General features: G+C 62.2%; 26 protein-coding genes and 1 tRNA gene. 13 read left to right on the top strand and 14 right to left on the bottom strand.

The annotated features are described in order from the left end of the window. Positions 1-9 precede the first annotated feature (9 nt). Entirely contained in the window at positions 10-858 is an 849-nt protein-coding gene (locus AC0KXH_RS01045; protein ID WP_165562317.1) for a universal stress protein, read from the top strand. A gap of 30 nt (positions 859-888) precedes the next feature. Here the strand turns inward: AC0KXH_RS01045 and cfaB are convergent, their stop codons facing one another. After that, on the bottom strand, positions 889-2,070 hold the full coding sequence (gene cfaB / locus AC0KXH_RS01040) for a C17 cyclopropane fatty acid synthase CfaB (protein ID WP_043217834.1): 1,182 nt from the start codon (positions 2,068-2,070) through the stop codon (positions 889-891). A 120-nt stretch (positions 2,071-2,190) separates the two neighbouring features. Here cfaB and AC0KXH_RS01035 point away from each other — a divergent pair, with 120 nt between their 5' ends. The 3 genes from AC0KXH_RS01035 (at position 2,191) to AC0KXH_RS01025 (ending at position 3,733) form a co-directional block, all read left to right on the top strand. Continuing rightward, complete coding sequence (locus AC0KXH_RS01035) at positions 2,191-2,562, top strand: DsrE family protein (RefSeq protein ID WP_041109055.1); 372 nt, start codon at positions 2,191-2,193, stop codon at positions 2,560-2,562. Then, the gene (locus AC0KXH_RS01030) at positions 2,559-3,023 is read left to right on the top strand and encodes a glycine cleavage system protein H (protein ID WP_041109057.1); all 465 of its coding nucleotides are present in this window, start codon (positions 2,559-2,561) and stop codon (positions 3,021-3,023) included. Before AC0KXH_RS01035 ends, AC0KXH_RS01030 begins: the two co-directional genes overlap by 4 nt. Before the next feature lie 194 nt (positions 3,024-3,217). Continuing rightward, positions 3,218-3,733 carry a hypothetical protein gene (locus AC0KXH_RS01025; RefSeq protein ID WP_488224000.1) on the top strand — a complete coding sequence of 172 codons (516 nt, stop codon included), beginning with the start codon at positions 3,218-3,220 and terminating at the stop codon, positions 3,731-3,733. A 134-nt stretch (positions 3,734-3,867) separates the two neighbouring features. On the opposite strand, the gene AC0KXH_RS01020 is transcribed toward AC0KXH_RS01025, so the two are convergent. After that, positions 3,868-4,848, bottom strand: coding sequence for an IS5 family transposase (locus AC0KXH_RS01020; protein WP_037045410.1), 981 nt, complete (start codon positions 4,846-4,848; stop codon positions 3,868-3,870). 146 nt (positions 4,849-4,994) lie between these two features. On the opposite strand from AC0KXH_RS01020, the gene AC0KXH_RS01015 reads away from it, so the two are divergent. From AC0KXH_RS01015 to AC0KXH_RS00980, 8 genes are all read left to right on the top strand, one after another. Then, positions 4,995-5,318 carry a hypothetical protein gene (locus AC0KXH_RS01015; protein WP_488223999.1) on the top strand — a complete coding sequence of 108 codons (324 nt, stop codon included), beginning with the start codon at positions 4,995-4,997 and terminating at the stop codon, positions 5,316-5,318. Between the two features lie 546 nt (positions 5,319-5,864). After that, on the top strand, positions 5,865-6,083 hold the full coding sequence (locus AC0KXH_RS01010; protein ID WP_200629034.1) for a DNA-binding protein: 219 nt from the start codon (positions 5,865-5,867) through the stop codon (positions 6,081-6,083). Then, on the top strand, positions 6,080-6,295 hold the full coding sequence (locus AC0KXH_RS01005) for a hypothetical protein (protein WP_061338089.1): 216 nt from the start codon (positions 6,080-6,082) through the stop codon (positions 6,293-6,295). Before AC0KXH_RS01010 ends, AC0KXH_RS01005 begins: the two co-directional genes overlap by 4 nt. Next, entirely contained in the window at positions 6,288-6,656 is a 369-nt protein-coding gene (locus tag AC0KXH_RS01000) for a hypothetical protein (RefSeq protein ID WP_488223998.1), read from the top strand. The genes AC0KXH_RS01005 and AC0KXH_RS01000 overlap by 8 nt, the downstream gene beginning before the upstream one ends. Then, a complete protein-coding gene (locus AC0KXH_RS00995) occupies positions 6,649-7,032 on the top strand; it encodes a hypothetical protein (protein WP_312381133.1) in 384 nt (127 codons plus the stop codon). The genes AC0KXH_RS01000 and AC0KXH_RS00995 overlap by 8 nt, the downstream gene beginning before the upstream one ends. A gap of 87 nt (positions 7,033-7,119) precedes the next feature. Continuing rightward, on the top strand, positions 7,120-7,428 hold the full coding sequence (locus tag AC0KXH_RS00990; protein WP_488223997.1) for a hypothetical protein: 309 nt from the start codon (positions 7,120-7,122) through the stop codon (positions 7,426-7,428). 58 nt (positions 7,429-7,486) lie between these two features. After that, positions 7,487-8,767, top strand: a complete 1,281-nt coding sequence (locus AC0KXH_RS00985) for a hypothetical protein (RefSeq protein WP_488223996.1) — start codon at positions 7,487-7,489, stop codon at positions 8,765-8,767. After that, on the top strand, positions 8,767-9,795 hold the full coding sequence (locus AC0KXH_RS00980) for a phage integrase (RefSeq protein WP_061338094.1): 1,029 nt from the start codon (positions 8,767-8,769) through the stop codon (positions 9,793-9,795). The genes AC0KXH_RS00985 and AC0KXH_RS00980 overlap by 1 nt, the downstream gene beginning before the upstream one ends. Before the next feature lie 38 nt (positions 9,796-9,833). On the opposite strand, the gene AC0KXH_RS00975 is transcribed toward AC0KXH_RS00980, so the two are convergent. From AC0KXH_RS00975 to AC0KXH_RS00920, 12 genes are all read right to left on the bottom strand, one after another. Beyond that, positions 9,834-9,929: transfer RNA gene (locus tag AC0KXH_RS00975), tRNA-Sec, on the bottom strand. 8 nt (positions 9,930-9,937) lie between these two features. After that, the gene (locus tag AC0KXH_RS00970; RefSeq protein WP_488223995.1) at positions 9,938-10,978 is read right to left on the bottom strand and encodes a phage integrase; all 1,041 of its coding nucleotides are present in this window, start codon (positions 10,976-10,978) and stop codon (positions 9,938-9,940) included. Next, positions 10,979-12,259, bottom strand: a complete 1,281-nt coding sequence (locus AC0KXH_RS00965) for a hypothetical protein (protein WP_488223994.1) — start codon at positions 12,257-12,259, stop codon at positions 10,979-10,981. A gap of 69 nt (positions 12,260-12,328) precedes the next feature. Continuing rightward, positions 12,329-13,549: a zonular occludens toxin domain-containing protein gene (locus tag AC0KXH_RS00960; protein ID WP_200661934.1), complete on the bottom strand. Its 1,221-nt coding sequence runs from the start codon at positions 13,547-13,549 to the stop codon at positions 12,329-12,331. Between the two features lie 3 nt (positions 13,550-13,552). After that, the gene (locus AC0KXH_RS00955; RefSeq protein ID WP_488223993.1) at positions 13,553-13,882 is read right to left on the bottom strand and encodes a hypothetical protein; all 330 of its coding nucleotides are present in this window, start codon (positions 13,880-13,882) and stop codon (positions 13,553-13,555) included. Between the two features lie 9 nt (positions 13,883-13,891). After that, positions 13,892-15,160 (bottom strand): methyltransferase, encoded by a 1,269-nt coding sequence (locus AC0KXH_RS00950; RefSeq protein WP_488223992.1) that lies wholly within the window; start codon positions 15,158-15,160, stop codon positions 13,892-13,894. Positions 15,161-15,311: 151 nt separating this feature from the next. After that, the gene (locus tag AC0KXH_RS00945) at positions 15,312-15,533 is read right to left on the bottom strand and encodes a hypothetical protein (RefSeq protein WP_313250205.1); all 222 of its coding nucleotides are present in this window, start codon (positions 15,531-15,533) and stop codon (positions 15,312-15,314) included. A 21-nt stretch (positions 15,534-15,554) separates the two neighbouring features. After that, positions 15,555-15,782 carry a hypothetical protein gene (locus AC0KXH_RS00940; RefSeq protein WP_019406439.1) on the bottom strand — a complete coding sequence of 76 codons (228 nt, stop codon included), beginning with the start codon at positions 15,780-15,782 and terminating at the stop codon, positions 15,555-15,557. Continuing rightward, positions 15,779-15,955 (bottom strand): hypothetical protein, encoded by a 177-nt coding sequence (locus AC0KXH_RS00935; RefSeq protein WP_488223991.1) that lies wholly within the window; start codon positions 15,953-15,955, stop codon positions 15,779-15,781. The genes AC0KXH_RS00940 and AC0KXH_RS00935 overlap by 4 nt, the downstream gene beginning before the upstream one ends. 15 nt (positions 15,956-15,970) lie before the next feature. Further along, positions 15,971-16,342, bottom strand: a complete 372-nt coding sequence (locus AC0KXH_RS00930) for a hypothetical protein (RefSeq protein WP_488223990.1) — start codon at positions 16,340-16,342, stop codon at positions 15,971-15,973. A 373-nt stretch (positions 16,343-16,715) separates the two neighbouring features. Continuing rightward, positions 16,716-17,036 (bottom strand): lysogeny maintenance protein PflM, encoded by a 321-nt coding sequence (gene pflM, locus AC0KXH_RS00925; protein ID WP_488223989.1) that lies wholly within the window; start codon positions 17,034-17,036, stop codon positions 16,716-16,718. Positions 17,037-17,075: 39 nt separating this feature from the next. Then, on the bottom strand, positions 17,076-17,291 hold the full coding sequence (locus AC0KXH_RS00920; protein ID WP_125881902.1) for a DNA-binding protein: 216 nt from the start codon (positions 17,289-17,291) through the stop codon (positions 17,076-17,078). Positions 17,292-17,433: 142 nt separating this feature from the next. Here AC0KXH_RS00920 and AC0KXH_RS00915 point away from each other — a divergent pair, with 142 nt between their 5' ends. Next, positions 17,434-17,703, top strand: coding sequence for a hypothetical protein (locus AC0KXH_RS00915; protein WP_044313984.1), 270 nt, complete (start codon positions 17,434-17,436; stop codon positions 17,701-17,703). Positions 17,704-17,747 lie beyond the last annotated feature (44 nt).

Raw genomic sequence — 17,747 nt, 5'->3', positions numbered from 1 at the left:
AGAGCGAGAATGACCCACGTGATGGCTTGCATCGACGGCTCGGCCGTCTCCGCCGCGGTCTGCGATTGCGCGGCCTGGGCCAGCCGGCGCCTCGGCGCGCCGCTGACCCTGCTGCACGTGCTCGACCAGCGCGAATACCCGACCGCCGCCGCCGACCTCAGCGGCATCATCGGCCTCGGCAGCCGCGAGTTCCTGCTGCATGAGCTGGCCACGCTCGACGAACAGCGCAACCGCCTGGCGCTCGAGCAGGGCCGGCTGATGCTCGAAGCGGCGAAGGAGCGCGTCAGCGCCGCCGGCGTCGAGACCGCCGAGCTGCGCCAGCGTCACGGCGACCTGCCGCAAAGCCTGCGCGAACTGGAGCCAGAAACCCGCCTGCTGGTCATCGGCCGCCAGGGCGAAAGCGCGCCGGAGCAGCAGGTCGGCAGCCAGCTCGAAAGCGTCATCCGCATCCTGCACCGGCCGATCCTGGTGGTGCCGCCGCAGTTCGAGGCGCCGCGCTCGGTGCTGTTCGCCTTCGACGCCAGCGACACCGCACGCAAGGGTGTCGAGATGCTCGTCGACAGCCCGCTGTTCAAGGGCCTACCACTGCATCTGGTGATGGTCGGCGCCGATAGCGGCGATGCCCGTGCCGCGCTGGAGGCCGCTCGCGCCAGCCTGGAGGCGGCCGGGTTCGCCGTGCAGGCGGCGATTCGCCCCGGCGAGGTCGAGCCCGAACTGCATGCCTACCAGGCCGAACACGGCCTCGACCTGCTGGTGATGGGCGCCTACGGTCACTCGCGCATCCGCCAGTTCTTCGTCGGCAGCACCACCAGCAGCCTGCTGCGCACCAGCACCACGCCACTGCTCCTACTGCGCTGAGGGCCGACGGGCCGCCGCCGCGGCCCCGGTTCAGCGATAGAGGTCGGCGCGGCTCCAGGGCAGTTCATGCGAGCCGTCGGCCAGCGGCTTGCTCGCCAGGATCTGGTGCAGGTTGATCCAGTTGCGGCGGAAGCCGTAGGCGCACCCGGCCAGGTAGACGCGCCAGATCCGCAGCGCCCGCTCGGGCACCAGCCGGGCGGCCTCGTCCAGGCGGTCCTCCAGGCGCTGGCTCCAGAACTCCAGCGTGCGCGCGTAGTGCAGGCGCAGGCTCTCCACGTCGACCACCTCCAGCCCGGCATCGCTGATCCAGCCGGTGATGCCGGCCACATGCGGCAGCTCGCCGTGCGGGAACACGTAGCGGTCGATGAATTCGCCGGCGCCATGGCCGACCGGCCGGCCATCGGTATGCCGCGCGGTGATCCCGTGGTTCATCACCAGGCCACCCGGGCGCACCACGTCGTAGAGCTTCTGGCAATACAACGGCAGGTTGGCGTGGCCGACGTGCTCGAACATGCCGACGCTGACCACCTTGTCGAAGCGACCGTCACCCGGCAGGTCGCGGTAATCCATCAACTCCAGCGTCACCCGATCCTGCAGCCCTTCGGCCACGACCCGCTCGCGCGCCAGCTGCAGCTGCTCGCGGCTCAGGGTGATGCCGAACACCTCGACACCGAATTCTCTCGCGGCAAAACGCGCCAACCCGCCCCAGCCGCAGCCGACGTCCAGCAGCCGCTCGCCGGGCTTGAGCCGCAGCTTGCGGCACAGATGGCGCAGCTTGGCCTGTTGCGCGGTGTCGAGGTCCTCGGTGCCGGTCTCGAAGTAGGCGCAGGAGTAGACCATGTCGCGGTCGAGCCACAACTGATAGAAGGCATTGGACAGGTCGTAGTGATAGGAGATGGCCTGCGCGTCGGTGTCCTTGTCGTGCGCCTGGCGCAGCGGCAGCGGGAAGTTGTCGTCGCCGAGCGCGCGAGTGATCTCGTCACCGATGCGGATCACCTCGCCCATCGGCCCGAGCAGGTCGATCCGCCCTTCCACAAAGGCCGTGCCGAGCAGATCCAGGCTCGGGCGCGCCAGCTGCTGCACGAGGGCAGGGTCGCGGATCTCGAGCGTCACCAATGGCTGCGCGGTGATGTCCATCTCGGTGCCGTCCCACAGGCGCAGGCGCAGCGGCAGGCCGAGTTCGCGCAGGGCGGGGAGCATTGAAGCCAGCATGCGTCGTTCTCCATTCGGTCCATGAAAGAAAACCCTAGACCAACTTTGAAAAATTGTAGGCTATGGAACCGATAGCCCCGCCCTATCGAGCCCAACGACGAGATCTGCGGAGAACCTGCCATGGCCCAAGCGACGCAACGCGTGCTGATCCTGGTCGCCAGCGGGCCGAGCACCCCGGCGCGCTGCGCGGCGCCCTTCCACATCGCCACCCTGCTCGCCTGCATGGACGCCGAAGTCACGCTGTTTCTCACCGGCGAAGCCACTCAACTGGCTCGCCGCGAGGTGGCCGACAGGCTGCGCGCAATCGAAGGGGGCGAGCCGCTGCGGCACTTCATCGGCCAGGCGAAAAGCGCCGGTGCGCGCCTGCTGATGTGTCGCCAGCCAGGCGTGGTGATCGTCGCGGAGGCGCTGATCGACGAACTCGACGACATCTCCAGCGGCGGCGAGCTGGCGCAGATGATCCTCGAATACGACCGGGTGCTGACCCTATGAATCTCCACGGCCTGCCCTTCCCCGACAGCCTGCTCTACGCCCCCGAACACGCGCTTTGGCTGCGCGAGGAAGCCGACGGCAGCGTGACCCTCGGCCTCACCGCCTACGGCTGCGCGCTGTACGGTGAAATCTTCGCCTTCACCCCCAAGCGCATCGGCGCACGCATCGAGGCGGGCCGCAGTTTCGGCGTGGTGGAATTCGCCAAGGCCGCCTCCTCCGCCCGCAGCCCCCTGGCCGGCGAGCTGCTGGCCGTGAACGAGGCCCTGGAAAAGCGCCCCAACCTGATCAACCGCGACCCTTACGAAAGCGGCTGGATGGTGCGCCTGCAGCCAGACGACTGGCCCGAAACCCGCGAACGCTTCCTCACCGGCGAACCCGCCCTGGCCGCCATCGCCGAACGCATGCGCCTGGACAACTTCGACCCGGCACGCGGCGAGGTACAGGCGTTGCAGTGGAAGTAGGGAAGTTGGCGGAAGGCAGTGAGAGTCGAACTCGTTTTTTTGGCTTGCAGTGATCGGCTGTCTTCGGCTTTGCTGGGCCTGTAGACCTAGCTTGGCTGCAATACTCCGCTCTGGTCGGCAGTGATTTCGACAGTTTTTCGACACTCCCTAAGCCTGTAGCAGCCAGCTCTTAACTACCCACGGACCTCATCAGAATGAGCCAGCAATACTTCCTGAAAATCGCGGCACTGGGGCAATATCCAAAAATGGAAATTGATCAGGCTAGGTTTGAATTGCTTAAAGCCGCACGCCCAGTTCTAACTCATGCCTTAGCGATAGAGGAAAAGTACGAAATTATTATTAGTAACTATCTAGAATTGGAGCAGGAAGCTGCAAACACATCAGTTTCCAACATGGTTAGAAATCAGAGGGGGTATAAAGATTTCTTCGACGTTCGAATGAGCTTGAATACTCGTCTCGTCAACTTGTTAACTGCTGTTCGCTTGTACACCGACCAACTAATCGGGCACATATGCGCGTGCTTTCCGCTAGAAAAAAATCTTAAACTAGAACTTAAGGATTTTTTCAGTACTGAATATGATGAACTTTTCGAATATCGCTTTATGGAGGCCTTAAGAAATTACGTTCAACACAGCGGAATTCCCGTACACAAGGTGAGCAGTGGCAGTAAAAGGATAGATCGAGAAGATGCGCTGCTAGGGATGGTCTGAAATAGCCATGCATTTCTGGCTGACTTCAGCCACCGCCGATTTTGAAAGAGGCGAGCCGATCAAAATTGAGCGGACACTCGCTCATTTCGGTGCTTTCAGCTGCGGCGAGGACCTCGCGGCGGCCATTTCCCGCATCACAGACGCACCTCTCCTGTGGTCGACAGCAAATGTCGGCGGGCCATCCACAGATTCGACAGGGCAAACAGCGTCATCATTTGCGCAGCATTCTTGGCCAATCCACGGAAGCGCACCTTGGTGTAGCCAAACTGCCGCTTGATCACTCGGAATGGATGCTCAACTTTCGCCCGCACCTGAGCCTTGGCTTTCTCGACCTTGCGGATCGCTTTGTACAAGGCACTGTGCTTGCCATGCTTCTTGTAGGTGCTGCGCCGAGCCGCGATCTGCCAGATGACTGGGCGGCCTTCATGTTCAGGGCGCTTTTCGACTCCGGTGTAGCCAGCGTCCGCGCACACCACGTTTTCCTCGCCGTGCAGCAGTTTGTCGACCTGGGTGATGTCCGCGACATTGGCGGCGGTCACCACCACGCTGTGCACCAGGCCCGAGTCTTCGTCGGCACCGATGTGGGCTTTCGCGCCGAAGTAATACTGGTTGCCCTTCTTGGTCTGGTGCATTTCCGGGTCGCGCTTGCCGTCCTGGTTCTTGGTCGAACTCGGCGCATGGATCAGCGTGGCATCGACGATGGTGCCCTGGCGCAGCGACAGGCCCCGGTCACCCAGGTAGCCATTGATCACCGCCAGAATCCCCGCCGCCAACTCATGCTTCTCCAGCAGGCGGCGGAAGTTGAGGATGGTGGTTTCGTCGGGAATACGCTCCAGGCTCAGGCCGGCGAACTGGCGCAAGATCGTGGTCTCATAGAGCGCTTCCTCCATCGCCGGATCGCTGTAGCCGAACCAGTTCTGCAGCAGATGCACGCGCAGCATCGCCATCAACGGGTATGCCGGACGACCGCCTTCGCCCTTCGGGTAATGCGGCTCGATCAGGGCGATCAAGCCCTTCCACGGCACCACCTGATCCATCTCGATCAGGAACAACTCCTTGCGGGTCTGCTTGCGCTTGCCGGCGTACTCGGCGTCGGCGAAGGTCATCTGCTTCATCGGAAAACTCGGGCAACGGGAGTGGCGTATTTCATCAGAAACGGGAAGTCTTCTTCAGGGTTTCCCTAGAGTATTATTTATATTTTGCATCACAAAAAAAGCTACTTTCCCAAGACGGTAACTTTAAAAAATTAGTTCTGAACGAGATGCCTGATGAGGTTAACCTTATGGCTGCTGTCAGGGTCTACATTGAGGCAATCAGCAGGGTTCATAAAAAAGCCAGGGATAAAATTGAGGGAATAGCAGATTCATCCAGGCGGCAATTTGATAAAGCCATAAGAGACTATATGGTCCTTTATGAAAAAGAGCCTGTCGGTTTATATGCGTATGAGTTTCGAGGCGAAGAAAAGATAAATGAGGTTTTGATTCTCACGAGCTGGGATGACATTCGCCTGGAACTTATTAGAAGAAATCAAGAGCTTATAAATTTGAGGAAGAGGTATGTCACAAGTCAGGCTTGTAGGAAATAGTTAAATTTGCGAAATCGATTTTGCCTCGGCCGATTCAGTTGATTTACTAGATGCACGTTAGGCCGCAGAGCTAGTCCGGCCTGAGTGCTGCTACCTTCCTCTTGCTCCCTGCGCTCGGGCATACCATCGCCTAGCTACTTTCCGTGTGATTGCTATTCCGCGCTGGGTTGGCTCAAGTTTCGGTTGGCCTCGTCGTAGGCCGGGCTGGTTTGTCCAGACTCAGGCATGACCTCTCCGGTCGCCAGCCACCATCTGTAGCGAGGAAACATCGCGTTTAGCTGCTCGATTTCCTCCGCACCCAACCTCGCTTTTCCCCGTTTGATGTTTGACCAGCGGTAGTACTCCTTCGAGCGCACCGGCGCAAAGGCGTCTAGTCCTGCGAGGTCAATCAATAGCACCGCTCTATCAGTAATGCTCACGTCGTTCGGCAATTTTCTTCGTTGGTACTGTTTACAAACGAGATGGCGATGGTACTATCTACTCACTGGTGGTACATAGTACGAACAAGCCCGTTCGATTAATGCCGAACATAGTGGAGTAAAGCGGATGGATACGGAAGGTTTTGACCCGCAAAAGCTGCACGGCGCCCCGCCCCTGATGCCGTGGCCGAAGTTCGCCGAGTGGATCGGCATGGGTGACGAACCCATCGTCGTGCGCACCTGGCTGGAGCGTGGCTACCTGCCTTCGCGCAAGGTCGGCAAGCGCACGATGGTCAACGTGGCCCTGCTGCATCAGCAGCTTCTCGAACAGGAGTGGACGCTATGAGCAAGGCAGACGACAGCCTCGACCTCTGCAGCATCAAGACCTTCGCCGAAATGAGCGGTGTCACCGTAGAGGAGGCCATCAACTGGGCGGACTCCGGCGCCATCCCGAGCATGCGGTTGGCCGACTTCCGCATGGTCAACCTGGCCCGCCTGCGCGAAGACCTGCTCAAGGGCAAAACCGAGTTTCAAGCGGGGGACTACAGCCATGTCTAAGCCCCTGCAGGATGCCGCCAAGGCGCTGAGCTATGTCGGTGAGACGGTATTGGTCGAACTGGCCTGGGACGACGACCGCGAAACGCTGTGGCGCTGCTACCACATCGTGGGCGTGGTGCTGCCGATGCCGGGCGTGTACGAACACGGCTACTTCCTGACGATGCCGTTCGCTGACAGTCTCGACTTCCCGGCCGAGATCTACTTCGACAGCATCCGCACCCTGCGGCCGATGCGCCAACGCGACCGCGCTGCGACCGGCAACGTACTGGGCCACATCGCCTTGCCTGAGCCGGCCACGCCCTGGAGCGAGCTGCCCGCCGCCGTCGCCGCGCAACTGGAAGGAGGCCGCCGCCATGCGTAAGCCCGTCACCCTGGATGCTGAAACCGCCATGAGCTATGTCGGCGAGTCCGTGCTGATGGAACTGCACATGGACGAAGGCGAACCGCCCTACTGGTGCTGCGTGCATATCGTCGGCGTGGTGCTGGAGAAGGAAGGCGTCTGGGATTACCCGTACTTCATGACCATGAGCTTCACCAGCGACGGGCGCACACCGAACGAAATCCCCTTCGTGGACATTCTCACCATTCGGGCGATGCGGCACCGCGACCGGCACGGTTCCGGCAACGTACTGGACCGCATGACCCGACCCTATGCGTCGAGGTCAGGGGCCGCGCTCCCGGCTCGTCGGAACGGTCACGTTCCGTCGAACGGAAGCACGGGCGCAGCGCACCCTTGACCCTGCACGATCATGACCAGCCTGACGCAGGGAGTGTGGGGCAGCTTTACCGCCCCGCGCTCCCGAGCCCTCGGCGGCAAGAGCGGGATGACAAGGGCAGCGCCCTTGGTGTTCTTCCCCGCGCGCCGCACACGCCCCGCGGCCACGCCTGCGCCTGAGCGCGCCGGCCTCGCCTTCCTGCCGCCCACGCCGGACACGCTCCCGGCGTTTCTCGCGTTCCTGTTCGCCCTGGTACTCGCCGCGCTGTGGAGTGGCTGGGTAGCGAACCACCTGCCGAGCGAACCGCGCCTGATCAGCTGCGTGTTGATGGAAGAGGACTGCGCGCGCGACGGCACAGAGACACGCGAGCGTAGCAAGCGTGTCCGTGCGCCGCCGCGCGCGCTGACGTCCCTGTAACACGTCAGATAAACCCGGTTCGAGTCCCGCATTAATTCGCATTAGGAAGTAAACAAACATGACCAAGCCAAAGGATTACCTCCGCCTCGATATGCTCGCCCGCGAAGACCGCCACGGGCGCCTGTTCATCGACCCGACCACGGCGCGCATGGTCGATCTGTCCAGGGTGCGCCTGCTGCGCTGCGGCGTGGATACGGTGCGCCAGTTGTATCGCGGGCTGATCCGCCCCGAGATCATGGCCCTGTTCGAGAAGCCGGGCGCGATGGTCGAGTTCGCCGGTAGCGTGTGGCACTCCGGCCGCGTTGGCCGCGACTCGGGCTACCAGTACAAGCTGCAGAACGCCGACCTCGGCTTCGTCCTGCTCATCAAGAACTTCAACGCCAAGCTCGAGAACATCGGGCCGCACCTGAAAATCGAAGTCTCGCCGCACACCATCGACGCGCTGTCGCCCGAGCGGCTGCAGGAGCGGATGGACTACTACGCCGCCGCCGTGATGACGCACGTCGAGCGCAACCAGTGCGCCGTCCATCTGGCCCTGGATCTCCAGGGCTGGGTACCGCCAGCCGATCTCGTCGCACGCCTGCACTGCCGGGCACGCACGCACCGGGATATCACCGGCATCAAGCAGATCGAGTGGGCCACCAAGTCCAGCGTCTACGGGCGCGGGGAGACCTCGATGTTCGGCTCGGCCGGTGGCGTCCAGCTGTGTATCTACAACAAGACCGAGCAGGCGCGCGCAACGGACAAGCTCGACTTCTGGGAAAGCATCTGGCGGCGCGGCGACTCCTTCGACGCGAACGACCCCGACAACTACAACCCGGCCCAGGACGTGTGGCGCGTCGAACTGCGCTATCACCACTCGATCGTTCAGCAGTTCGCCAGTGGCTCGATCGACGTGAAGACCGGGGAAGCGATCGGCACCGACTCGTTCGCAGGCTTCTCGGCGCATCTGGACGGCCTGTGGCGCTACGGCCTCAGCCAATTCAAGCTGCTCGCCCGGCCGGGCTACTTCGAGCCGATCTGGACGCTGATCCGCGATGACGTGCGGATCGATGTGCCGGTCGATTCCCTGGTCGATGAAACCGAGTACAAGCGTTATCACAAGACAAGCCGGGGCTTCTCGGGCAAGAACGTGGAACTCTTCCTGGGAAACTTCGTAAGCCTGCTGGCAAGGGAGCGAGTGGGCGCTAAGAAAGCATTCGAGACCTTGAAGCAATGGGATTGCTGGCCGGTCATCCGAGATCACTACGCCGCCAAGGAAATGACCGAGCGGGACCTGTACAAGCACATAAAGAACCTGCTGCAGGAGCGGCATGTGAGGTGGGGGCGTGCGATCTGATGGCGATCCAGCAAACCGACGATGGCCGCTGGAAAGTCGATGTAGAGCCGATCAAGGGCAAGCGCTTCCGCAAGACGTTCAAGACCAAGGGCGAGGCCCAGCGGTTCGAGGCGACCTGTCGTGCCAAGGTGATCGACAAGCCCGACTGGACGCCCAAGCCCAAGGATCGCCGGAGGTTGCTGGAACTGATTGACCGCTGGCGTTTGCTACACGGTCACGCACTGAGCGACGTAGACCGCACCGAGTTGGTTCTGCGACGCATGGCCCGCGAAATGGGCAACCCGATTGCGAGCCAGCTGACCGGCGCAACCTATACGGCCTATCGCGCTGCACGACTCGCCTGCGGCATCAGCGGCAAGACGGTGAACACCCAGTTCGGGCACCTGTGCGCTGTGTTCAACATGCTCCGCCAGTTGGGTGAGATCGACTACGAAAACCCGCTGGCCTCGGTAAAGCCGCTCAAGCTCCAGGAACGCGAACTGACGTACCTGAATGATGCCCATATCGACCGGCTGTTTCGCGCCATCCAGGAACACTGCCGCACGCCTCACACGTACATGGTCGCCACTGTCTGCCTCGCTACGGGCTGCCGCTGGGGCGAAGCACAAGCGCTCCGACCGGAACGGGTGAGGGATGGGCACGTGCTGTTCGTGAACACCAAGGGCAAGCGCCGACGCTCGGTGCCGATCGATCAGGCATTGCATGACCGCATCCATCAGCACTTCCAGGAACACGGCCTGTTCACCAACTGCCGCGACAGCTTCGACTACGCGGTGAAAATGTCCGGCCTGAAGCTACCGGTCGGCCAGAAGACGCACGTCCTGCGACACACGTTCGCCTCTCACTTCATGATGAACGGCGGCAACATCCTCACCCTGCAAAAAGTCCTCGGCCACGCCTCGCTGAACATGACGATGCGCTACGCACACCTCGCGCCGGACTTCCTCAAAGATGTGATCACCCTCGGGCCGATTCGGGGTTTTCGACACTTCTTCGACACCCAAGCCGATGCCGCTCCGGTCGAGTAGCTGGAGGCCGCGTAGTTCGGGGCTTTCAGAGCGAGAATTGGCGGAAGGCAGTGAGAGTCGAACTCACCCGGGAACGGCTGCCGTCCCCAACCGGGTTTGAAGCCCGGCCGCACCACCGGGTGCGATTGCCTTCCTCTTTGATTTACAAGGAATTTTTCTGCGTCAGCTGAGGATCAGACGCGGGAGTGTCGAAAAAGTGTCGAAAATCCCTAGCAGGACCGAACGCTAACACGTCCTGCAGATGATCAGGTGACAGGTGCGCATACCGCATGGTCATCGCCAGCGACGTATGGCCCAGGATCTTCTGCAGGGTCAGGATATTGCCACCGTTCGCAATGAAGTGGGAGGCGAAGGTGTGCCGCAGGACGTGCGACTTTTGTCCGGCCGGCAGATCGAGCTTTGCGCGCGTCACCGCGTTGTCGAAGCGGTCACGGCAGTTGCTGAATGCGCCGTGCAGTTGGAGGTGTTTGCGTATGCGCTCAGCCAGCTTGGGGTCGATGGGCACCACGCGGCGACGTTTGCCCTTGGTGTTCACGAACTGCAGCATGCCCTCCCCGACCCGGCTCAGCGTCAGCCCTTGTGCCTCACCCCAGCGGCAGCCAGTCACCAGGCAGATCGTGGCCACCAGCTCGACGTGAGGATGGGGCATGCTGCGTAGCACCTGGAACAGCCGGTCGATCTGCTGGTTGTTCAGGTACGAGAGTTCTCGTTCCTGGATGCGGATGGCCCGCACCGGAGAAAGCGGGTTCGGGAAGTCGATCTCACCGAGCCGGTGCAGCTCGTTGAACATGGCACGCAGGTAGGAGAGTTCGTTGTTCAGCGTCTTGGGGCTGATACCGGCGGCAAGCCGCTTGGCCCGGTACTCGCCGAACTGGGTCGCGCTGAATGTCACGGCCACGGGGTTGCGCAGACGCTCGATCATGCGATCCATGATGACGCGCCGACCTTCGTAGTCGGAGAGCGACTGGCCGTGCAGCCGGGCCCAGCAGTCCACCAGTTCCGCCAGCCGCCGTCGATCCTTGGGCTTGGGTGCCCAATCCGGCTTCTGAATGGTCTGTGAGCGGCAGGTCGCTTCGAAGCGCTGAGCCTCACCCTTGGTCTTGAACGTCTTGCGAAAGCGCTTGCCCTTGATGGGCTCGACATCGACCTTCCAGCGCCCGTCCGGCTGTTGCTGGATCGCCATTCAGACCGCCCGCCCCCAGCGAACGTGCCGTTCCTGCAGTAGCGCCTTGATGTGCTTGTACAGCTCGCGTTCGGTCATATCCTTGGCGGCGTAGTGATCGCGGATGACCGGCCAGCAATCCCATTGCTGCAGGGTTTCGAATGCTTTCTTAGCGCCCACCCGCTCCCTTGCCAGCAGGCTTACGAAGTTTCCCAGGAAGAGTTCCACGTTCTTGCCGCTGAAACCCCGGCTGGTCTTGTAGTACCGCTTGTATTCGGTTTCATCGACCAGGGAATCGACCGGCACATCGACCCGCACGTCATCCCGAATCAGCGTCCAGATCGGTTCGTAATAGCCGGGGCGCGCGATCAACTTGAACTGGCCCAGCCCATAGCGCCACAGGCCGTCCAGATGCGCCGAGAACGCGGCGAACGAGTCGGTGCCGATCGCTTCCCCGGTCTTCACGTCAATCGAGCCACTGGCGAACTGCTGAACAACCGAGTGGTGATAGCGCAGCTCAATACGCCACACGCTTTGCTCGGGGTCGTAGTTGTCGGGGTCGTAGGCTTCGAAGCTGTCACGACGCCGCCAGACGCTTTCCCAGAAGTCGAGCTTGTCCGTCGCCCTGGCCTGCTCCGTCTTGTTGTAGATACACAGCTGGACGCCACCAGCGGAGCCGAACATGGATGTTTCGCCCCGCCCGTAGACGCTGGACTTGGTTGCCCACTGGATCTCCTTGATGCCGGAGATATCCCGGTGCGTGCGGGCCCGGCAATGCAGGCGTGCGACGAGATCAGCTGGCGGTTCCCAGCCCTGGAGATCCAGGGCCAGATGGACGGCGCACTGGTTGCGCTCGACGTGTGTCATCACGGCCGAGGCGTAGAAATCCATGCGCTCTTGCAGGCGCTCCGGCGACAGCGCGTCGATGGCATGCGGCGAAACTTCGATTTTCAGGTGCGGCCCGATGTTCTCGAGCTTGGCGTTGAAGTTCTTGATGAGCAGGACGAAGCCGAGGTCGGCGTTCTGCAGCTTGTACTGGTAACCGGAGTCACGGCCGACCCGACCGGAATGCCACACGCTACCGGCGAAATCGACCATCGCGCCCGGTTTCTCGAACAGCGCCATGATCTCGGGACGGATCAGCCCGCGATACAACTGGCGCACCGTATCCACGCCGCAGCGCAGCAGGCGCACTCCCGAAAGATCGGTCAGGCGCGCCGTATGCGGATCAAGAAAAAGCCTGCCGTCTTTCGACGGAACGGCGGTTTGACGATCCAGTCTGGCCAAGTCTTTAACGCTCATCTTCAAATCTCCAACAATGTCCTCTAATGGACGTTTTCAGCCGTGCTTATCTGACGTGTTACAGGGACGTCAGGGCGGCGGCGCCGCGCTGGCTCCGGCGCCCGTTGCGCTACGCTGACGCGCGCCGGAGTCAGAGGCGCGCACCGCCGTACTCACCGACGCCACCGGATCAATCACGCTGGTCACCGCTCCACGGCCCGTCCAGGGCGTGATGCGCTCGCCCTCGATGTCGCAGTACATGTCCATCTGCCCGGTGAAGAAGCGGCATTCGCCCAGGGGCACGATGCGGGTCAGCCCGCTGGTCGAAACGAGCACCACCCGGGCGGTGCGGCTGACCGGCCGGGCGTTGCCTTCCTTGCGCCAGTAAACGCCGGCATCGGCGGGCGGCGGGTCGCTGGGCGGTCGCCAGGAGCCGGTCGGGGCCATGACGTAGCCGCCGACGCGCCAGGTGAGCGACATCACCGGCCCTTCGGGCTTGGCGTAAACGGTGGCGGCCGCTCGGTTGGCACGTGACGGGGCCGGTGGCGGTGCGGCAGGAGTCGTCGGGGCGGCCTTGGGCTCGGGCGCTGGCACCATCGGCGAGCTGAAGAACGCGCGCACGCCAGCGATGCCCACGACGCCGCCGACGACCACAATGCCGATCAACCCCCACAGGCCCCAGGAGCGCAGCAGCGAGGCGCGGCCATCGGCCTTGGACTCGTCGCCCACATCGCCCGTGGCCGACTGCGTGGCCGAGTGGTAGTAGCACCACACGGCCGGCTTGAAGGTGCCGGCGGTCTGCCGCAGCAAGGCCGACTTGGGCGGGCGCTGGCCCTTGGCGGCACCCCGGTAGATATCGACCCGGTAGTACTTCTTCGACTTCTTGACGATGCGGTAAGTGGTTTCGACCAGCAGCGTGACCCAGGAGGCGATCTGCTCGAGGTCCTGCGTCACCAGCACCACGCGCATCGATTGGCCCTTCTGATCGACGCGGTGACGGTGTTCGGCCAGCAGGGCCTTGTCGGTGAGCAACGCGGCGTTGGTCTTCTGCCCTTTCGGCCAGCGCCGCCAGAGTTCATCCAGGACCAGTACGCAGCCATTGGGCGCGAGCTCGGCCAGATCCTCGCGCTCGAACCAGTCCGCAGGCAGTTGCGCGATGGTCCCGCCGAAGTCGGCCAGCAGCGCGTCCACCTCCAGCGGGATATTGGTCACCACATGCCGGCCCTGTTTCAGGCTGGGGATGATGACGTGCTCAACGACTCCGTAGCTCTTGCCGTGGCCGGGCATGCCGGTATATGCGTCGATCGCCATGGGTCACCCGATGATCGGCAGGCGGCGGATGACGAAGCGGATCAGCGAGGCCAGCAGCACCGTGGTCACGCCGAAGTCGAGCCGGAACATGGAGGCGAAAAACAGCACCTCCGGCGGAATCGACTGCATGGCGTTGCCGGCCTGGTGGAAGAAATCCGGCACCGGGATGGCGTTGAAGAACGAGACGATGCCTTCGGACAGTTGGTGAAAGATCCACTGCGGCAGGGTTTCGATGAAGTCGATAACCGAGTCGAAGGCGTCCTGCAGCCATTGCAGCAGCTTGCCGGGGAACGCCCAGACCCAATCAACGAAACGACCTAGCTTCTCAAGCATGGCGGCACCTCAGGAGGACAGGACGATACGAACGCCCAGCAGGCACCAGACGGCCAGCATGAGCGCGGAGAAGATTCCGGAGATTTCACCCCACAGGGTGCAGTGGCCATCGAAGGTGATCGGGCGGCCGAAGAGCATCACCGTGCCCGAGGGGCAGACGCCGGAGCCGGACGGAAAGGAGATCGCGCCGACGGCGCTGCCCAGCGGTGAACTGCGGATGCCATCGAACACATGGGCCAGCGACTCTTCGAAGCCCGGCACCGTCTCGGCCCCGTCGAAATAGGTCGGCGCAACGAACGAGCAGTCATCGCCATCGCAGAAGCCAGGCCCCGAACCGCTGTCTTCTTCGCCTTCCTCGCCGTCGCCTTCGCCAGAGCCGTCACCCGAACCGCCCGTACCACCACCCGAACCGTCGCCTTCGCCGTCTCCGGTGCCGTCGTCCGAGCCGTCGTCACCTCCGTCACCGCTGCCGCCGTCATCACCGCCGCCGCCACCGCCACCGCCCGAGCCGTCGTCAGGGTCGGTCGGGTTCTCTGGGTCGGTCGGATCGGTGGGATCGGTCGGGTCCGGCTCTTCTGGCGGGTTCTCCGGCGAACAAAAGGTGCCGTTGTAGATGTAGCCGGCCGGGCATTTGTCGCCTTCTTCGGGTGGCGGCGTATCGTCTGGATCCTGGGTTTCGCCCTCGGACGGATTGCCGGGCGTTTGCAGGGTGTTCTCGGTGCACTCGATCCCGTTGCCGGTATAGGAGTAGATGCCGAACACCCCTGGCGGATTGCCGCTGCTGTAGACGTAGACGTTGGAAGCCGGCGTATAGGTGAAGGCGTACTGGCAGCCGTTACCGCAGACAGACCCCGGAGGGTCGATGGTCGGCTGGCCAACAGCGGACTTCATCAGGTGTTCGTGGCTGACGGTCTGGCCGTTGGTGGTTTCGCATTGGTTTGGCGGATCCACACACTGCCCACCAATCATGGTCTTGGGGCTGGGGCAGGAGGTATTGCATTGACCGTTTGTATCGCCGAATGGACAGTCGACCACGACTTTCTTGACCCGCCCCTGCGGCGCGCCACCTGAGGATTCCTGATAGGAACCCCAGCACTCCATATCATCGAACGGAGCCACACCTTTGAGGTAGGAATAGGGAAAGGAGTGCGCAGCTGCACAGGCCTGAGCGGCAGAGGCGAATTGTGCGCCTGGCTTCAGGGTGGATATCCAGTGGGACACCGTTGAGGCGCTTGCCGGCCCCGTAAAGCAAAACAACACCACGAACACCGGCAGCATCAGGCGAGCCGCTTTCATCCCTACCACCTCGAAAAAATCGCGTAAGCGCAGGCGGCTCCGATGCAGAAGAAGGCGAATTCCCAGAGCGCTTGCATGTGTACCTCGCCAAGAGAAAGGCCGGCGCTAGGCCGGCCTGGGTTGCGGTTGAGCGTTACGAACGCAGGAAGCCGAGGACGACGCGGGCACCTTTGATGCCGGCGTATACCGCTGCCAGCAGGGCCGCGACGGCGAGGACGCCACCGGCGATCGTCGAGAAGTCCACGCCGTTGGTCAGGGCGCTGTAGTCCCAGCCCTCGGCGTAGGAGGCCGAAGCCGCTGCAGCGAAAGGAATGGCCAGGGCCAGATCGCGGGACACACGTTTGAGGTTTTTCATGGTGAGGCTCCTTTGCAGGTTTCAGGCGTGCTTGAGGAAGTCGAGAACGGCCTTACAGCCGATGCCGATCAACAGCACAGTGGTTACGAGGGTGAATCCGATCCCGAACACCTGGGCCAATACGGCGGGGTCCAGCTGGCTGGGGTCGAACTGTTCTGGAAGCTGGACCAAGACCCAGCCCCCGGAACACAGGGGCGCCCCGCCTGCATCGACCGAGACGGTGCCGTCGCAGGTGAGCGCGTAAGTCATTCGCCGGCCTCAAGGTCGGCGGGTTGTTCGGAGGGTTCGCAGTCGGGGCAGACGGCGAAGTGCGGCGGCAGGCTGAGGTCGGGCAGCAGGTCGCTTTGTGGCGCGGGCAGGCTCATGAGCTTGCCCATGTCATTGCCGCAGCAGTCGCAGAACACCCGGTCACCGATCAGCATGGCCGCCCCTCCCGGTTAGTTGGCTTTGGCCGTTTCCGGCTGAGTGCCGGATGGCTTAGCGGTTTGCGGGGCTGGCTGGGCCGGCTTGGGGGCCGGCGCGCTGGCGGCCTTGACCGGCTCGACGTGGAGCACGATGAACTTGCCGGCGTTCTTCGAGCCGCGTTCGATCTCGGTGGTTACGCGGATCGGCTCCAACACGTCGAGGCCTTCGCAAGCGGCCCACACTTCGTCGAGGCTTTCTTCGGCCACGCTCATCGACAGGATGGAGATGCCCAGGTCGCGCTTGCCGTCGGGCTCATCGCCAACGAACAGCTTCACCAGCTTGACGTTGTCGAACTCGACTTTCTCAGCGCTGATAAATGCAACTTCCATGATTGAACGTGCCATGTTGTGTTTCCTCTCGTTAATTGCGCTTTATTGCGCGGCTTTGCTTTCTGCAGGCCGAGCGATCCCGAGCCGGTGAACTCGCAAGTTCACCGAGGTGATCTGTTACTTGGCCTACTGGTTAAAACGTCGCGTTGTGCGTGTTCTCTAGTTGGTTAACACCAAGGGCTTTGCCCTTGTCATCCCACTCTTGCCGCCGAGGGCTCGGGAGCGCGGGGCGGTGAAGCTGCCCCACACTCACGAGCGGAGGCTGTTTCTGTTCGTGCAGGGTCAAGGGTGCGCTGCGCCCGTGCTTCCGTTCGCCGGATCGGTGAAGCGTGATCCGACGAGCCGGGAGCGCGGCCCTGGACCTGCTCGGCTTCGGTCGCGGTTTCGGCTAGAACGGGAATTGCTCGCTCGGCGCCGAGGTTGAATCTTGGTAAGCAACGCTCCACCACTTCGCGGGGCGGTCGGGTGGCGTGTGCTTCTCGCAGATAAAGGCCGGTTCCACTGTCCACTCCGAGAGCAGAGGCTTCCAGATTCCACCGACGCAGCCCATTTGCAGCGTGCGAATCGGCCGCGCAGAGGCGGGGCGGCATTGGGCGCAGCGTGTGGACGGGGAGGGAACGGGGTTCGCCATTTCGCGTCTGGACCAGCAGACAGAGCAGTCGCAGTCCTGGGCGTGCGGAAGGCGTTGATAGCTGGTCGGCTTCGACATAGGTCATCCCATCCCCTGGCTTTCCGTGAGCGGTGCGGATCATTCGTCCCACTCCTTTTCCATGAGCTGCTTAACCAGCAACGCCACGTTGACCATCACGTACTTGCCGACCTTGTGCGACGGGATGTAGCCGTTGCGAATCCAGCCCCACACCACGTCGTGTTCATCGCCCATGCGAATCCAGTCCGCGAACTGGCGCCACGGCATGACCGGGGGCGCGTTGAGCAGGTCTATCGGCGGTAGGTTTCCTTCCATGTCCTTAGCCTTTGTTGCACTATGTTGGTCATTGTTGGCATACGCTGGTTTAACTGTTGTGTCTAATAGTTAAACCGTAGAGACAATATAGCTACCTGCCCGCTAGAGTTCAATTGTTAAACTCGAAGCCTGTTAGATCGATATGGAATTAATACAAGATAGGGCGATAGCTTTGATTTATAAGGCAGGGCTGGATGAGTTAGTCCGCGCCTCCGAAATCAACTACAGCCGATGGAAGAACATCAGACACAAGACTGTTCGCGTCAGCAGCGAAGAGCTGGACGTGCTTGTGCGGGTTTTTCCTCACTACGCGCTTTGGCTGGCGAGCGGAAAAGTCGCCCCTGAGTGCGGGCAGACAAGCCCCGACTATGACGAGGCCAACCGAAACTTGACCAGTCAAGACGCGGGATAGCGATCACCAAGGAAGTGACTAGGCGCTGGTACGCCCGAAGGACA

It is taken from the genome of Stutzerimonas sp. CXK-1 (assembly GCF_057738225.1).
Note: the sequence above shows the minus strand (reverse complement) of the source record. Positions and strands in the feature narration are given on the sequence as shown.

Excerpts from the sequence above, each read along its gene's own strand:
- AC0KXH_RS01045 (WP_165562317.1), top strand. The coding sequence starts at position 10 with ATGACCCACGTGATGGCTTGCATCGACGGCTCGGCCGTCTCCGCCGCG.
- cfaB (WP_043217834.1), bottom strand. The coding sequence starts at position 2,070 with ATGCTGGCTTCAATGCTCCCCGCCCTGCGCGAACTCGGCCTGCCGCTG.
- AC0KXH_RS01035 (WP_041109055.1), top strand. The coding sequence starts at position 2,191 with ATGGCCCAAGCGACGCAACGCGTGCTGATCCTGGTCGCCAGCGGGCCG.
- AC0KXH_RS01030 (WP_041109057.1), top strand. The coding sequence starts at position 2,559 with ATGAATCTCCACGGCCTGCCCTTCCCCGACAGCCTGCTCTACGCCCCC.
- AC0KXH_RS01025 (WP_488224000.1), top strand. The coding sequence starts at position 3,218 with ATGAGCCAGCAATACTTCCTGAAAATCGCGGCACTGGGGCAATATCCA.
- AC0KXH_RS01020 (WP_037045410.1), bottom strand. The coding sequence starts at position 4,848 with ATGAAGCAGATGACCTTCGCCGACGCCGAGTACGCCGGCAAGCGCAAG.
- AC0KXH_RS01015 (WP_488223999.1), top strand. The coding sequence starts at position 4,995 with ATGCCTGATGAGGTTAACCTTATGGCTGCTGTCAGGGTCTACATTGAG.
- AC0KXH_RS01010 (WP_200629034.1), top strand. The coding sequence starts at position 5,865 with ATGGATACGGAAGGTTTTGACCCGCAAAAGCTGCACGGCGCCCCGCCC.
- AC0KXH_RS01005 (WP_061338089.1), top strand. The coding sequence starts at position 6,080 with ATGAGCAAGGCAGACGACAGCCTCGACCTCTGCAGCATCAAGACCTTC.
- AC0KXH_RS01000 (WP_488223998.1), top strand. The coding sequence starts at position 6,288 with ATGTCTAAGCCCCTGCAGGATGCCGCCAAGGCGCTGAGCTATGTCGGT.
- AC0KXH_RS00995 (WP_312381133.1), top strand. The coding sequence starts at position 6,649 with ATGCGTAAGCCCGTCACCCTGGATGCTGAAACCGCCATGAGCTATGTC.
- AC0KXH_RS00990 (WP_488223997.1), top strand. The coding sequence starts at position 7,120 with ATGACAAGGGCAGCGCCCTTGGTGTTCTTCCCCGCGCGCCGCACACGC.
- AC0KXH_RS00985 (WP_488223996.1), top strand. The coding sequence starts at position 7,487 with ATGACCAAGCCAAAGGATTACCTCCGCCTCGATATGCTCGCCCGCGAA.
- AC0KXH_RS00980 (WP_061338094.1), top strand. The coding sequence starts at position 8,767 with ATGGCGATCCAGCAAACCGACGATGGCCGCTGGAAAGTCGATGTAGAG.
- AC0KXH_RS00970 (WP_488223995.1), bottom strand. The coding sequence starts at position 10,978 with ATGGCGATCCAGCAACAGCCGGACGGGCGCTGGAAGGTCGATGTCGAG.
- AC0KXH_RS00965 (WP_488223994.1), bottom strand. The coding sequence starts at position 12,259 with ATGAGCGTTAAAGACTTGGCCAGACTGGATCGTCAAACCGCCGTTCCG.
- AC0KXH_RS00960 (WP_200661934.1), bottom strand. The coding sequence starts at position 13,549 with ATGGCGATCGACGCATATACCGGCATGCCCGGCCACGGCAAGAGCTAC.
- AC0KXH_RS00955 (WP_488223993.1), bottom strand. The coding sequence starts at position 13,882 with ATGCTTGAGAAGCTAGGTCGTTTCGTTGATTGGGTCTGGGCGTTCCCC.
- AC0KXH_RS00950 (WP_488223992.1), bottom strand. The coding sequence starts at position 15,160 with ATGCTGCCGGTGTTCGTGGTGTTGTTTTGCTTTACGGGGCCGGCAAGC.
- AC0KXH_RS00945 (WP_313250205.1), bottom strand. The coding sequence starts at position 15,533 with ATGAAAAACCTCAAACGTGTGTCCCGCGATCTGGCCCTGGCCATTCCT.
- AC0KXH_RS00940 (WP_019406439.1), bottom strand. The coding sequence starts at position 15,782 with ATGACTTACGCGCTCACCTGCGACGGCACCGTCTCGGTCGATGCAGGC.
- AC0KXH_RS00935 (WP_488223991.1), bottom strand. The coding sequence starts at position 15,955 with ATGCTGATCGGTGACCGGGTGTTCTGCGACTGCTGCGGCAATGACATG.
- AC0KXH_RS00930 (WP_488223990.1), bottom strand. The coding sequence starts at position 16,342 with ATGGCACGTTCAATCATGGAAGTTGCATTTATCAGCGCTGAGAAAGTC.
- pflM (WP_488223989.1), bottom strand. The coding sequence starts at position 17,036 with ATGTCGAAGCCGACCAGCTATCAACGCCTTCCGCACGCCCAGGACTGC.
- AC0KXH_RS00920 (WP_125881902.1), bottom strand. The coding sequence starts at position 17,291 with ATGGAAGGAAACCTACCGCCGATAGACCTGCTCAACGCGCCCCCGGTC.
- AC0KXH_RS00915 (WP_044313984.1), top strand. The coding sequence starts at position 17,434 with ATGGAATTAATACAAGATAGGGCGATAGCTTTGATTTATAAGGCAGGG.